Source organism: Pseudomonas putida group bacterium ESBL64 (assembly GCF_045277175.1).
GTDB classification, from domain to species: domain Bacteria; phylum Pseudomonadota; class Gammaproteobacteria; order Pseudomonadales; family Pseudomonadaceae; genus Aquipseudomonas; species Aquipseudomonas alloputida.
This window is the reverse complement of sequence record NZ_CP145799.1, coordinates 2,755,956-2,769,999: the sequence shown is the minus strand read 5'-3', so window position 1 is coordinate 2,769,999 and position 14,044 is coordinate 2,755,956. Positions and strand designations below refer to the sequence as shown.

General features: G+C 63.1%; 10 protein-coding genes. 6 read left to right on the top strand and 4 right to left on the bottom strand.

The window, feature by feature from the left end:
* Positions 1 to 196: 196 nt before the first annotated feature.
* The 4 genes from V6093_RS12600 to gap all read right to left on the bottom strand — a co-directional run bounded on the left by V6093_RS12600 (position 197) and on the right by gap (position 5,868).
* Positions 197 to 2,785, bottom strand: a complete 2,589-nt coding sequence (locus tag V6093_RS12600) for a TonB-dependent receptor (protein ID WP_070096425.1) — start codon at positions 2,783 to 2,785, stop codon at positions 197 to 199.
* A 125-nt stretch (positions 2,786 to 2,910) separates the two neighbouring features.
* Complete coding sequence (locus tag V6093_RS12595; protein ID WP_047605015.1) at positions 2,911 to 3,873, bottom strand: FecR domain-containing protein; 963 nt, start codon at positions 3,871 to 3,873, stop codon at positions 2,911 to 2,913.
* Positions 3,874 to 3,961: 88 nt separating this feature from the next.
* Entirely contained in the window at positions 3,962 to 4,474 is a 513-nt protein-coding gene (locus V6093_RS12590; protein WP_003255059.1) for an RNA polymerase sigma factor, read from the bottom strand.
* Positions 4,475 to 4,866: 392 nt separating this feature from the next.
* Positions 4,867 to 5,868, bottom strand: coding sequence for a type I glyceraldehyde-3-phosphate dehydrogenase (gap, locus tag V6093_RS12585; RefSeq protein ID WP_014589858.1), 1,002 nt, complete (start codon positions 5,866 to 5,868; stop codon positions 4,867 to 4,869).
* Between the two features lie 264 nt (positions 5,869 to 6,132).
* Here gap and edd point away from each other — a divergent pair, with 264 nt between their 5' ends.
* From edd to V6093_RS12555, 6 genes are all read left to right on the top strand, one after another.
* Entirely contained in the window at positions 6,133 to 7,959 is a 1,827-nt protein-coding gene (edd, locus tag V6093_RS12580) for a phosphogluconate dehydratase (protein ID WP_003255057.1), read from the top strand.
* Entirely contained in the window at positions 7,956 to 8,915 is a 960-nt protein-coding gene (locus tag V6093_RS12575; RefSeq protein WP_406669808.1) for a glucokinase, read from the top strand. Before edd ends, V6093_RS12575 begins: the two co-directional genes overlap by 4 nt.
* 77 nt (positions 8,916 to 8,992) lie before the next feature.
* Positions 8,993 to 9,718 carry a two-component system response regulator GltR gene (gene gltR, locus V6093_RS12570; protein ID WP_003255055.1) on the top strand — a complete coding sequence of 242 codons (726 nt, stop codon included), beginning with the start codon at positions 8,993 to 8,995 and terminating at the stop codon, positions 9,716 to 9,718.
* Positions 9,699 to 11,153, top strand: coding sequence for an ATP-binding protein (locus tag V6093_RS12565; RefSeq protein ID WP_010952195.1), 1,455 nt, complete (start codon positions 9,699 to 9,701; stop codon positions 11,151 to 11,153). The genes gltR and V6093_RS12565 overlap by 20 nt, the downstream gene beginning before the upstream one ends.
* Positions 11,154 to 11,368: 215 nt before the next feature.
* Positions 11,369 to 12,622 (top strand): AGE family epimerase/isomerase, encoded by a 1,254-nt coding sequence (locus tag V6093_RS12560; RefSeq protein WP_047605016.1) that lies wholly within the window; start codon positions 11,369 to 11,371, stop codon positions 12,620 to 12,622.
* A gap of 107 nt (positions 12,623 to 12,729) precedes the next feature.
* Entirely contained in the window at positions 12,730 to 14,016 is a 1,287-nt protein-coding gene (locus V6093_RS12555) for an ABC transporter substrate-binding protein (RefSeq protein ID WP_406669807.1), read from the top strand.
* The last annotated feature ends 28 nt before the right edge of the window (positions 14,017 to 14,044 follow it).

Here is a 14,044-nt window from a genome sequence, read left to right as displayed (position 1 = left end):
CTAGATACAAGACGAAACAGCGGGAGCGGGACAGTAAAAAAAGCCGGTATTTGGTTTGCCAGTACCGGCCTCTTCGCGGGTAAACCCGCTCCTACAGGCGCATCACTGGCTCAAGGCATGCGCAGTTCCTGTAGGAGCGGGTTTACCCGCGAAGGGGCCGGCACTGACGGAACACATCGACTAGTGGCAGCTCAGGTCAGATATCCCAAACCACATTGATACCGAAGTTGCGCCCCGGCATGGTCAGGCGGTCGATGTTGGCCGGCTGGGTCACAGCCGCCTCACCCTGGCCGTCGTAGCTGCGCACCGAATCCCACTGCCAGTATTTCTTGTCGGTAAGGTTGTACAGCCCGGCATTGATGGTGACGTCGTCGGTGACCTTGTAGTAGCCGGTCAGGTCCAGCACACCGTAGCCCGGGGTGCGGAACTTCGAGGTAGAACCGTCAGGCGAATAAAAGGTGCTGTCGTCGACACGGGTCTTGCGCTTGACCAGCGTCCAGCTCAGCAAGCCACCGTAGTTCTGCTGCTCGTAGCCCAGGCCGAATACGCCCTTGAGCGGGTTGACACTGTTCAGCGGTTGACCGGTGTCATCGTTACGACCATAGGTGTAGGCAATCGAGGTTTGGGTATAGAGGCCCTGCGGTGCGCCGAAGTGGTCGAGGTTCAGGCGGCCCTTGAATTCGGCACCCTTGATGGTGGCGTGCTTGATGTTGTTGGCCTGGAAGGTCTGTTCCAGGTTGGCGCTTTGCACGGCATCTTCGTCGATGAAATCACGGTACTTGTTGTAGAACACTGCCACGTCGAAGTTGCCGGCGTCGAAGTTGCCACGCAGGCCGGTTTCGTAGCTTTTGCTCTTTTCAGGCTCAAGGTTCGGGTTGCCCTCCACGCGGTAGCCTTGGTCCAGGTTCTGGAAGCGGCCATACATGGCTTTGGCGGTCGGCGTGCGGAAGCCCTCTGCATATTGGCCGTACCAGGTGTAATTGTCGTTGAAGGCGTAGGTCAGGCCGAACTTGGGCGAGACGCGGTGCCACTTCTTGTCCGAATCGTCCTGGGAAGTAGGCGCCGTACCGCTGGACTCCAGACCGCGCAGGAATTCCTCGGTGAATTTGGGCTCCATACGGGTGTAGTCGTAGCGCGCGCCGGGCATGAAGGTCCAGTTGTTCCAGCGGATTTCATCCTGCGCGAACAGGCTGTAGGTATTCACGGTCGGGTCCGGGAAGTCGCTGACCAAGGCCTGGCCGTCACGCGCGCTGTCCTGTCCGATGGCTGTACAGGTACCCCCGATGTTCAGGCAAGTGCCGGTGCCGCTACGTGAACCCGTTACTTTCTCCTGTTTGAATGTGGTGCCGTAGGTAAACAGGTGGTCGGTTTGGCCAATGCTGAAGGCCTTGTCCAATTGGGCGTCGAATACCCACTGGCGATCCTTGTAGGTAGTCTGCCGGTCCCGAAGCACTTGGCGTCCCGAGGCGACATACAGCTCATCGGTACGTTGGTCGGTCTTCGCGATCTGGTAGTTGAGGCTCCATTTGACGTGATCTGCGACCACGCTATCGAGGTCGAATTCATGATTGAGGCCGAAGCGTTCACGGGTGATCGTGTCGTTGCCTTGGCGCATGCGGTACGAGTTCATGCCACCAAAGCCGGGGATGAACGGCCCACCCACCGCGCTGAGGATGTTCTGGTCGCGGTCATCTTTGTAGCGCTCGTAGGTGAACCCCAGGCGCGCGTCGTCGGCGTAGTTCCAGCCCAGCTTGGCCAGCACGTTGGTGGTGCGCACGTCCATCGGGTTGGCTTCGGTGCGCGACAGGCCGTCGCCACTGTGGCTGCCGTGGGTTTCGGTCTCGTGGCCGTTGCGCTGGCTCAGGTGCAGCAGGCCGTCGAAATCACCCTGGCGGCCGGCGACGGTGGCGGAGGTCAGCCAGCTTTCGTCGGCCGAGCTGTAGCCGGTTTTCAGGCGTGCACCCACGTCTTTACCGGGCTTGATGATGTCGTCCGGGTCGAGGGTGAAGTAGCTCACCGCACCGCCGATGGCGTTGCTGCCATACAACACCGAGGCCGGGCCGCGGAGGATTTCCACACGCTTGACGATTTCCGGGTCGACGTAGTTGCGCTGGGTCTGGGCGTAAGGGCCGTAGAAGAAGCTGTCGGGGATCGACACGCCGTCGACTTGGGTGAGGATCCGCTCGCCGTCGATACCACGGATGTTGTAGCCGTTCAGCCCGCTGCGTTGGCCGGTTCCGGATACCGACACCCCCGGCTCGTAGCGCACCAGATCCTGGATATTGTTCACGTTCTGCCGGTCCAGTTGCTCACGGGTCTGCACGCTGACAGTGCTCGGCACCTGGCTGACGTCCTGTGCGCTGCGGGTGGCGCTGACGGTCACCTGCTGCAGGGCGATCACGTTGCTTGCGGTTTGGCGCTCCAGTACCACATTGCCGTTGCTGATCTTGCGAAAGCTCAGCCCGGTGCCCCGCAACAGGCGCTTGAGGGCAGCATCTGGCGGCAGCGAACCTTGTACGCCTGGCGAAGCCACGCCGTCGGCCAGCTCGGCGCTGAAGCCGACCTGCCAGCCGGTGACCTGGCTGAAGGCGTTGATCGCCGACACCAGCGGCTGCTGGTCGATGCTGAAGCGGTAGTCGCCCATGCGCGGGCTGCTGGCCTGGGCCGGCTCGGCGGCCAGCGCCGGCAGGCTGCAGGCGCCGCTGGCGAGCAGAGCAAGGGTCAACAGGGACAGTTGTCCTGTACGGCGGGGAAGGTTGGACGAGCGGGTAGGACCAGTGGACATCGGAAGCGCTCCCAGACGCGCGGGCTGTTATAGGTGATGGCTGTTCTTGCTTTAAACAAGAATCAGTTGCATTGGCTATAACGAGACGGGCGGGCGAGTGCGATCGCGTAAAAATAATTCAGGGGTCAGTTCAGGATGACCAGCGCCGGGTACTCATGCAGTTGTGCCGAGGTGATGTGGGCCAGTGCGCGCAGGGTTTCCAGCGGCTGGTCGAGGCGATAGTTACCGGTGACGGCAACGTTCTCCAGCTGCGCATTGCGGTTGATGATCCAGCCCGGGTAGTAGCGCTGCACTTCGGCCAGTACCTGGCTCAACGGGCAGTTCTCGAACACCAGACGGCCGTCGATCCAGGCCAGGTCCTTGTGCATGTCGGGGCGCTGGCGCTGGCCAAAGCCCTGGGGGCCGACGCTGATGCTGTCGCCGGCAGTCAAGCGGATGCGCTGGTCGCGCTCCCCCTGCAGGTCGACATCACCGCGTTGCACCCGTACCTGGGCCTCGCCGTCAAGGTAGCGCACGGCAAAGTCGGTGTCGCGCACCTGTGCGCGCAACGGCCCGGCTTCAACCTCCAGCGGCAACTGAGCGCCCTCGGGGACCTGGAAGTAAGCCTCGCCCTGTAGCAGGCGGGCGACCTGGCGGCCGTCCTGGCGTTCGCTGGCAAACGCTGAATTGGTGTTGAGCAGCACTTTTGCGCCGTCTTCCAGTTGCAAGCGCTGGCGCTCGCCGACCACCGTAAGGTGGTCGGCCTGCAGGCGCATGGGCAGGTTACCGACGGTGAACAGCCCGACCAGCAGCATCGCCGCGGTGGCCAGGGGTTTCCAGTGACTGCGCAGGCGCCCGCGTAATGAGCGGCGTTGCCGCTGGTGCATGTGCGTGGCCACCTGATGCAACGGCGCACCGTTCCACAGTGCCTCAGCCTCGACATAGGCCTCGGCGTTTTCGGGCGCGGCGCTCAGCCAGGCTTCAAAGGCCTGGGTGTCCTCGGCATCTGCGCATTGCAGGCGCACCAGCCAGTCCAGCGCCTCGTCCATGGCACGAGCACGGGCAATAGGCCTGGCAGGTGACGGGCGAGGGGCGGGGCTGTCGGTCACGGTGAATCCTTGAATGGTTTTTTGCGAATGATCAAGACTAAGGCGGGGTGTGGCAAGGGCTTTGCGTTGCCGTTCGCCTGCGGTCAGCTTACTTGAGTCGTTCGGCAACACCCATGCAGATTGCCATGATCAGTTTCAGTTCCTTTTGTACCGTGCTGGGCGAAACACTCAGTTGTTCGGCGATTTCCAGATAGGTGGCGCCATGCAGGCGGCTTAGGATGAAAATGCGTTGTTGGCGCTCGCTCAGTTGATTGAGGCTGACGCTGAGGTGCTTGAGCAACTGCTCGGCGTGCGCGGCATCCTCGCTGCTGGTGGCGGGCGCGGCGACACTGTGCAGCACTTCGTCGGGCACGTCGTCGACCAGCATGCGTGCCTGCACCCGGCGTGCACGCAGGTGGTCCAACGCCAGGTTGCGCGCGGTCTGAAACACAAACGGCTCGATGTGCTCGATGGGCCGCTCGCCCAGCGCGCGGGACACCCGCAGGTAGGTTTCCTGCAGCAGGTCTTCGGCCGTGCTGGGGTTACCGACCATGCGCTGCAGGGTACGCAGCAGGGTGAGGCGCTGAACGAGGAAGACGGAATTGAACCGGGACTGACTCACGGGGGGACCTGGCCGACGAAAGGTTAATGATAATGCTTATCATCCGTGCTGCAGGTCAAGTGTGGAAGTATCAGGAAAAGGTAAAGATTGTAGTCGCGGGATGCCGTGTGCTTTTTTGTGGGAGCGGCCTGCAACCTTGAGCCTGCCCCAACCATTCATCGGTCACGGTGCGTTATACCTTGGTCGACGACCACGTTTGCCACGAGGCCTGAGCAACCCCTATGGGAGCGGCCTTGTGTCGCGATAGGGCCGCAAAGCGGCCCCAGCAATCTATGCATGATGCGGAGATCTTGGGGCCGCTGCACGGCCCTTTCTCGACGCAAGGCCGCTCCCACAGGGATCGCGCCAGCTTTTAGAAATTGAGCAAGACAGTTGCCCCCACACGGGTCGCGTCAGCCAGCCCGGTGCAGCGCCAGGCAGTTATCCAGCATCCGGTTGCTGAACCCCCACTCGTTGTCATACCAGGCCAGCACCTTGAGCATCCGCCCGTTGGCCCGGGTATGGTTGGCATCGAAGATCGACGACAGCGGGTTGTGGTTGAAATCGCAGGAAACCAATGGCAGGGCGTTGTAGCCCAATACCTTGGAATGCTTGCTGGCCTCGAGGAACAGCTGGTTGACCTGCTCGGCCGTGGCCTCGCGCTTGAGGTTGACGGTGAGGTCCACCAACGACACGTTGATGACGGGCACCCGCACCGCCATGCCGGTCAGCTTGCCGGCCAGTTCCGGCAGCACCAGGCCCACGGCCTCGGCGGCACCGGTCTTGCTCGGGATCATCGACTGGGTGGCTGAACGCGCACGGTACGGGTCGCTGTGGTAAACGTCAGTCAGCACCTGGTCGTTGGTGTAGGCGTGAATGGTGGTCATCAGGCCTTGCTCGATGCCGAACTCCCGGTGCAGCACCTGGGCGATCGGCGCCAGGCAGTTGGTGGTGCAGGAAGCATTGGAAATGACCTGGTGCGAGGCCCGCAGGATGTCGTGGTTGACCCCGTACACCACAGTGGCATCGGCACCCTTGGCCGGAGCCGAGACAATCACCTTGCCCGCCCCGGCGGCCAGGTGCGCAGCGGCTTTGGCGCGGTCGGTGAACAGCCCGGTGCACTCGAACACCACGTCGATCGCCTCGGCCTTCCAGGGCAGTTCGGCCGGATTGCGAATGGCACTGACCGCGATACGGTCCCCGTTGACCGTCAGGCTTTCGTGGTCGGCCTCGACGGTCGCGTCGAAGGTGCCGTGGACACTGTCGTACTTGAGCAGGTGGGCGTTCATGGTGCTGTCGCCCAGGTCGTTGATGGCGACGACCTGCAGGTCCTGGCGGTAGCCTTGGGTATACAGTGCGCGCAGGACATTGCGCCCGATTCGGCCGAATCCATTGATGGCGATGCGAAGGGTCATGGCAGTACCTCTGGCAGTTCGAGTGAAACCTGTGGCACAAAGGAGCTTCACTGAAACGGTTTTGTTGTTGGAATTACAAGATTATTCACTGGCTGATAGAAAACAAGCCTTTTTAGTGGCAGTATTTTGTTTAAATATACAACGAGTGGTTGGGCAACGTGCCTCCACCGATGCAGCGGGCTCCTAACCATGAGCCTAGGCCGCAATCGTTTGGAGGGGAAATGCCCGGTAAACCGCCCTTACAATTAGCCTGGAGTCCAGTACATGCATCCGCGCATCCTTGAGGTCACCCAGCGGCTGGTCGAACGCAGCCGCGCCACCCGCGAACGCTACCTGCAACTGATTCGCGGTGCGGCCAGTGAAGGCCCCATGCGTGCCAGCCTGCAGTGCGCCAACTTCGCCCACGGCGTGGCCGGTTGCGGCAGCGAAGACAAGCAGACTCTGCGCCTGATGAACGCGGCCAACGTGGCCATCGTCTCGGCCTACAACGACATGTTGTCTGCCCACCAGCCTTACTTGCACTTCCCCGAGCAGATCAAGCAGGCCCTGCGCGAGGTCGGCTCGGTCGGCCAGTTCGCCGGTGGCGTGCCGGCCATGTGCGACGGGGTGACCCAGGGCGAGCCGGGCATGGAGCTGGCGATCGCCAGCCGTGAAGTGATCGCGATGTCCACGGCGGTAGCGCTGTCGCACAACATGTTCGACGCAGCACTCATGCTGGGCATCTGCGACAAGATCGTCCCCGGGCTGATGATGGGCGCGCTGCGCTTTGGCCACCTGCCGACCATCTTCGTCCCGGGTGGGCCTATGGTTTCCGGCATCTCCAACAAGCAGAAGGCCGATGTGCGCCAGCGCTATGCCGAAGGCAAGGCCAGCCGCGAAGAGCTGTTGGAGTCCGAGATGAATTCCTACCACAGCCCCGGCACCTGCACCTTCTACGGCACCGCCAACACCAACCAGCTGGTGATGGAAGTGATGGGGCTGCACCTGCCGGGCGCCTCGTTCGTCAACCCGTACACGCCGCTGCGTGACGCACTCACCGCCGAGGCTGCGCAGCAGGTGACGCGCATGACCAAGGCCAGCGGCAGCTTCATGCCGCTGGGCGAAATCGTCGACGAGAAGGCGCTGGTCAATTCCATCGTCGCGCTGCACGCTACTGGCGGCTCGACCAACCACACCCTGCACATCCCGGCGATTGCCCAGGCTGCCGGTATCCAGCTGACCTGGCAGGACATGGCCGACCTCTCCGAAGTGGTGCCGACCCTGTCGCACGTGTACCCCAACGGCAAGGCCGACATCAACCACTTCCAGGCTGCCGGCGGCATGGCCTTCCTGATTCGTGAACTGCTCGATGCCGGCCTGCTGCACGAAGATGTCAACACCGTGGCCGGCCATGGCCTGCGCCGCTACACCCAGGAACCCTTCCTCGACAATGGCAAGCTGGTGTGGCGCGAAGGGCCGCAACACAGCCTGGACGAAAGCATCCTGCGCCCGGTGTCGCGACCATTCTCGGCCGAAGGCGGCCTGCGGGTGATGGAGGGCAACCTGGGCCGTGGCGTGATGAAAGTGTCTGCCGTTGCCCCCGAGCACCAGGTGGTCGAGGCCCCGGCGCGGGTGTTCCAGGACCAGCAGTCGCTGGCCGACGCGTTCAAGGCCGGTGAGCTGGAGCGTGACTTTGTCGCGGTGGTGCGCTTCCAGGGCCCGCGTTGCAATGGCATGCCGGAACTGCACAAGCTCACCCCGTTCCTCGGTGTATTGCAGGACCGTGGCTACAAGGTTGCGCTGGTTACCGACGGGCGTATGTCCGGTGCCTCGGGCAAGATCCCCGCGGCCATCCACGTTTGCCCGGAGGCTTACGACGGCGGCCCGCTGGCGCGGGTGCGCGATGGTGATATCGTGCGGGTCGACGGAGTCGAAGGCACGTTGCGGATCATGGTGTCGGCCGAAGAACTGGCCAGCCGTGAGCTGCCGCCGGCCCCCCAGGGTAACGACCTGGGGTGTGGGCGCGAGCTGTTCGGCTTCATGCGCATGGCGTTCAGCCCGGCAGAGCAGGGCGCCAGTGCCTTTACCTCGGCCTTGGAGCACCTCAAATGAAGCACCTGCTGGTTGGTGATATTGGCGGCACCAATGCCCGTTTTGCGTTGTGGCGTGACAACCAGCTGCATGAAGTAAATGTTTTCGCCACCGCGGACTACACCAACCCCGAGCAGGCCATCGAGGCCTACCTGGAAAGCCAAGGTATCGCCCGCGGTGGCCTGGCGGCGGTGTGCCTGGCGGTGGCCGGCCCGGTCGATGGCGATGAATTTCGCTTCACCAACAACCACTGGCGCCTGAGCCGCACGGCATTTTGCAAGACCTTGCAGGTCGAGCGACTGTTGCTGATCAATGATTTCACCGCGATGGCGCTGGGCATGACGCGTCTGCGCGAAGGCGAGTTCCGCGAGGTGTGCCCCGGCCAGGCCGACCCCTCGAGGCCGGCACTGGTGATCGGGCCAGGTACTGGCCTGGGTGTGGGCTCGCTGCTGCGTCTGGGCGAACAGCACTGGAAGGCCCTGCCGGGTGAAGGCGGGCATGTTGACTTGCCGGTAGGCAATGCTCGCGAAGCGGCAATCCACCAGCAGATCCACAGTCAGATCGGCCATGTCAGCGCCGAGGCCGTGCTCAGTGGCGGGGGGCTGGTGCGGCTGTACCAGGCGATCTGTGCGCTGGACGGCGACACGCCCAGGCACAAGACCCCGGCGTATATCACCGATGCCGCACTGGGCGGTGAGCCACGGGCGCTGGCGGTGGTCGAGCAGTTCTGTCGTTTCCTTGGGCGAGTGGCGGGTAACAATGTGCTGACGCTGGGCGCGCGAGGCGGGGTCTATATTGTGGGCGGCGTGATTCCGCGTTTTGCCGAGCTGTTCTTGCGTAGCGGGTTTGCCGCGAGTTTTGCCGACAAGGGGTGTATGAGTGGCTATTTCACCGGGGTGCCGGTGTGGCTGGTGACGGCGGAATTTTCCGGATTGGAGGGGGCAGGGGTAGCGTTGCAGCAGGCGTTGGATCACTGATGGAGCCGCTTTGCGGCGCCAATGGCACTACCCGACAGCAGGCAAAAGACCTGCAATCAACAAGAGGAAGGACCACCTTGAGCACTGCCGGCAAATCGATCCTGATGGTCGACGACGACCAGGAAATCCGTGAACTGCTGCAAACCTACCTGAGCCGCTCCGGCTTCCAGGTACATGCCGAGGCTGACGGCAAGGGCTTTCGCCACGCGCTGGAAACCACGCCCTGCGACCTGGTCATTCTTGACGTCATGTTGCCCGACGAAGACGGCTTCAGCTTGTGCCGCTGGGTACGCCAGCACCCACGCCAGGCGCGCGTACCTATCATCATGCTCACCGCCAGCTCCGACGAGGCCGACCGGGTCATCGGCCTGGAGCTGGGCGCTGACGACTATCTGGGCAAGCCGTTCAGCCCCCGCGAATTGCAAGCGCGAATCAAGGCTTTGTTGCGCCGCTCCGAGTTCGGCCAGGCGGCGCCGGGCAGTGCCGTATTGGCCTTCGACGACTGGCGCCTGGACACGGTCAGCCACCGCCTGTTCCACCGTGATGGAGAGGAGGTGATTCTCTCTGGCGCCGACTTTGCGCTGCTCAAACTGTTCCTCGATCACCCGCAGCAAATCCTCGACCGTGACACCATCGGCAACGCCACCCGTGGCCGCGAACCGATGCCGCTGGACCGTATCGTCGACATGGCGGTCAGCCGTCTGCGCCAGCGCCTGCGCGATACCGACAAACCTCCCCGGCTGATCCGCACCGTGCGTGGCAGTGGCTACTTGTTGGCGGCGCATGTCTGCTGTGCGCCCTGAGCGGCGCTGGCGCCTGCTGCCGCGCTCCTTGCTGGGGCGCATGCTGCTGCTGACCTTGCTGGTTGTCCTGCTGGCCCAGGGGTTGTCCAGCATTATCTGGGTTTCCCAGCTGCGGGCCAGCCAGCTTCAGGGGCTGCGTGCCAGCGCCAGCAGCCTGGCCCATTCCATGAGTGCCAGCGTCAGTTACTTCCGCTCGCTGCCGGTGGCCTATCGGCCGCTGGTGCTCGACCAATTGCGCAGCATGGGTGGCACGCGTTTCTTCGTGTCGCTCAACGCCACGCCGCTGGACATGCAGGCACTGCCCGTCACCCCTCGCAAGCAGGCGGTGATCGATGTATTCCAGCAGGTGCTGCACGAGCGCCTGGGTTCGCAGATGGAAATTTCCGTGGAGTTTGTCGGGCCTGACGACCTGCGCATCTTCAACAGCGGCCTCAAACTCGACGAGCTGCCGCGCTCATGGGCCCATTATTCGCTGACCCTGGAGCCGCTGAAACCCCCGGTACTGGTCACGCAGATCCGCTTGGGCGAGGGCGAATGGTTGTACATCGCCTCCCTGTTGCCCGAACCGTACACGGGGCTGGAAGCCGAACGCCTGCCGCGCCAGCAGATCGGCTTCATCGTGCTGACCACGGCCTTGCTGTTGCTGTTCATCGGCTTGCTGGTGCATTGGCAAAGCTGGCCACTGAAGCGCCTGGCGCGGGCCGCCCGAGAGATGTCGCTGGGTGCCGATGTGGCGCCAGTGGCTGAAGCTGGCGGCAGCGAAGTGGTCGAGGTGAGTCGGGCATTCAACAGCATGCGCGAGCGTATCAGCCGTTACCTGACCGAACGCAGCCAGCTGTTCAGCGCCATTTCCCACGACCTGCGCACGCCGATCACGCGCCTGCGACTGCGCGTCGAACTGCTGGAAGACGAGCGATTGCAGGCCAAGTTCAGCCAGGACCTGGACGAGCTGGAGTTGCTGGTCAAAGGCGCCTTGCAGTGCGTGAAGGACACCGACATCCACGAAAACATCGAGCCGGTCGACCTTAACCAGGTGCTGGAGATTCTGGCCGAGCCTTACCTGGGCGATGGTCGCATCACCGTCGAGGGCCAGGCGCTGGCGCCTTACCCGGGCAAGCCGTTGGCGTTGCGTCGCTGCATCGGCAACCTGATCGATAACGCCATCAAATACGGCGAGCGGGCGCGGCTACGTATCATCGACGGGGCAGAGGGCTTTGTGCTGCAGGTGGATGACCAGGGGCCCGGGGTGCCGCAACAGCAGCTGGAACAGGTGTTCGAGCCGCATTTCCGTCTGGCCGGGCAGCAGCAGGGCTATGGGCTGGGGTTGGGCATTGCGCGCAACATCGCCCATAGCCATGGGGGCGAGGTGAGCTTGCTGAACCTGCGTGAGGGCGGGCTGCGGGTGACCCTGTATCTGCCGCGGGGTATGGATTGAATTTTTGGGGTGCCAGTGCGGGCCTCTTCGCGGGTGAACCCGCTCCTGCGACGCAAACCTGACGCGATCGTTGTAGGCGCGGGTTCACCCGCGAAGAGGCCCGCACAGGCACCCAAAATGTCACTGCCCGGTGACAATCCCGTCGTCCTTCGTGACATCCGCCATGACCCCGCTGGCTAGAATTCGCAAACGACTGGCAAGGATCAAGCTGGCCCATGATTTCCCTCAACCTGTCCGCTCACAGCTGGCTCAATGCCCCGGCCCACACCGCCTGGCGCCTGGCCGAAGCGCAGCGCCTGCTGGCATTCGCCAAAGCCGCGAAACTGCCCGACGGCTTTGGCAACCTGGATGCCAAAGGCCAGCTCACGCCCGGCGCCTGCGCCGAAACCATGAATACCGCGCGAATGACCCACTGCTTCGCCCTGGCCCATCTGCAGGGCATTCCCGGCAGCCTGGCCTATGCCGAACACGGTGTGGCCGCCCTGCGTGGGGCCATGCAGGACGCCAGCTACGGTGGCTGGTTCGCCCACCCCGGCGGCCAGGAAGACAGCGGCAAGGCTGCCTACCTGCATGCCTTCGTCGCCCTTGCCGCCAGCTCTGCAGTGGTGGCCGGTGCAGCCGATGCCCAGCTGTTGCTGGCCGATGCAACCGAGGTGCTCGAAACGCACTTCTGGAGCGAAGCCAAGGGTGCCCTTCGAGAGACCTTCTCTCGCGCATGGCAACTGCCTGAGCCGTACCGTGGCGCCAACAGCAACATGCACGCGACCGAGGCCTTCCTGGCCCTGGCCGATGCCACCGGCAACAGCCTTTGGCTGCAACGCGCCTTGCGCATTGCTGAGCGCATTATCCATACCCATGCCGCCGCCAACGGTTATCGGGTCATCGAACATTTTGACGCCCATTGGCAGCCGCTGCCGGATTACAACCGCGAGCACCCCGCTGACCACTTCCGGCCCTATGGCACTACGCCCGGGCATGCCATGGAATGGGCACGGCTACTGTTGCACCTGGAGGCCAGCCTGCAACGGGCTGGGTTGCTCGCCCCGCAGTGGCTTCCAGACAGTGCCTGCAGATTGTTCGATGCCGCCTGCCAGCATGCCTGGAACGTCGATGGCGCTGCAGGTTTCGTCTACACCCTGGACTGGGCCAATCGCCCGGTGGTGCATGCACGCCTGCACTGGGTGCACGCCGAAGCTTGCGCCGCCGCAGCAGCCTTGTTGCAGCGCACCGGCGAAGCCCAGTACGAGCAGTGGTACCGCAACTGCTGGGGCTTTATCGCCAACCATTTCATCGACCCTGTCGCTGGCAGCTGGCACCACGAACTCGATGCCCGCAACCGGCCAGCGGGGACCCTCTGGCCAGGCAAGCCCGACCTCTACCACGCCTACCAGGCGCTGCTGCTGCCAGGCTTGCCGCTGGCACCCAGCCTGGCCAGCAACCTGGCCAGCTCCAGCTATGTAACCAGATGATGACATTCACGCATCGCTTCGTTACCTGACGAGGCGGGCACGCTGTTTAGACTTCATGCTACGCAAGCGATCGACTTGCACGGCATAACAACAAGAAAGGTGCTCCGATGAATTCCACGCTCCGTCTCGCTGCCGCAATCTCTCTGGCTTCTTTACTTCCTTTGGGGGCTTCGGCTGCCGAATCCAAAGGCAGTGTCGAGGTCGTGCACTGGTGGACCTCTGGCGGTGAAAAGGCGGCGGTCGATGTGCTCAAGGCGCAGGTCGAGAAAGACGGCTTCACCTGGAAGGACGGCGCTGTTGCCGGTGGTGGTGGTGCCACGGCCATGACCGTGCTGAAAAGCCGCGCCGTCGCAGGCAACCCGCCCGGTGTCGCGCAGATCAAAGGCCCCGACATCCAGGACTGGGCGGCCACCGGCTTGCTCGACGCCGATGTGCTCAAGGATGTGGCCAAGGCCGAAAAGTGGGACTCGCTGCTCGACAAGAAAGTGGCCGACACCGTGAAGTACGACGGTGATTACGTTGCTGTACCGGTGAACATCCACCGCATCAACTGGTTGTGGATCAACCCCGAGGTGTTCAAAAAAGCCGGCATCGACAAGGCGCCTACCACCCTCGACGAATTCTACTCCGCCGCCGACAAGCTCAAGGCGGCCGGCTTCATCCCGCTGGCTCATGGTGGCCAACCCTGGCAGGACAGCACCGTATTCGAAAGCGTGGTGCTGTCGGTGATGGGCGTCGATGGCTACAAGAAGGCCTTGGTCGACCTCGACAGTGCAACGCTGACCGGGCCGCAGATGGTCAAGGCGCTGACCGAGCTGAAAAAGGTCGCCACCTACATGGACCCGGACGGCAAGGGCCAGGACTGGAACCTGGAAGCCGCCAAGGTCATCAACGGCAAGGCCGGCATGCAGATCATGGGCGACTGGGCCAAGAGCGAATGGACCCTGGCGAAGAAAACCGCCGGCAAGGATTACCAGTGCGTGCCGTTCCCCGGTACCGACAAGGCCTTCCTGTACAACATCGACTCGTTGGTGGTTTTCAAGCAGAACAACGCTGGCACCTCTGCTGGTCAGCAGGACATCGCCCGCAAGGTGCTGGGTGAGGATTTCCAGAAGGTCTTCAGCATCAACAAGGGCTCGATCCCGGTACGCAACGACATGCTTGCCGACATGGGCAAGTATGGTTTCGATGCCTGTGCTCAAACCTCCGCCAAGGACTTCCTTGCCGATGCCAAGACCGGCGGCCTGCAACCGAGCATGGCGCACAACATGGCCACCACGCTGGCCGTGCAGGGCGCGTTCTTCGATGTGGTGACCAACTACATCAACGACCCCAAGGCCGACCCGGCCGATGCGGCGAAGAAGCTGGCGGCGGCGATCAAGGCTGCCCAGTAACGGCTGTTCGCGGGCACGCCCGCTCCCA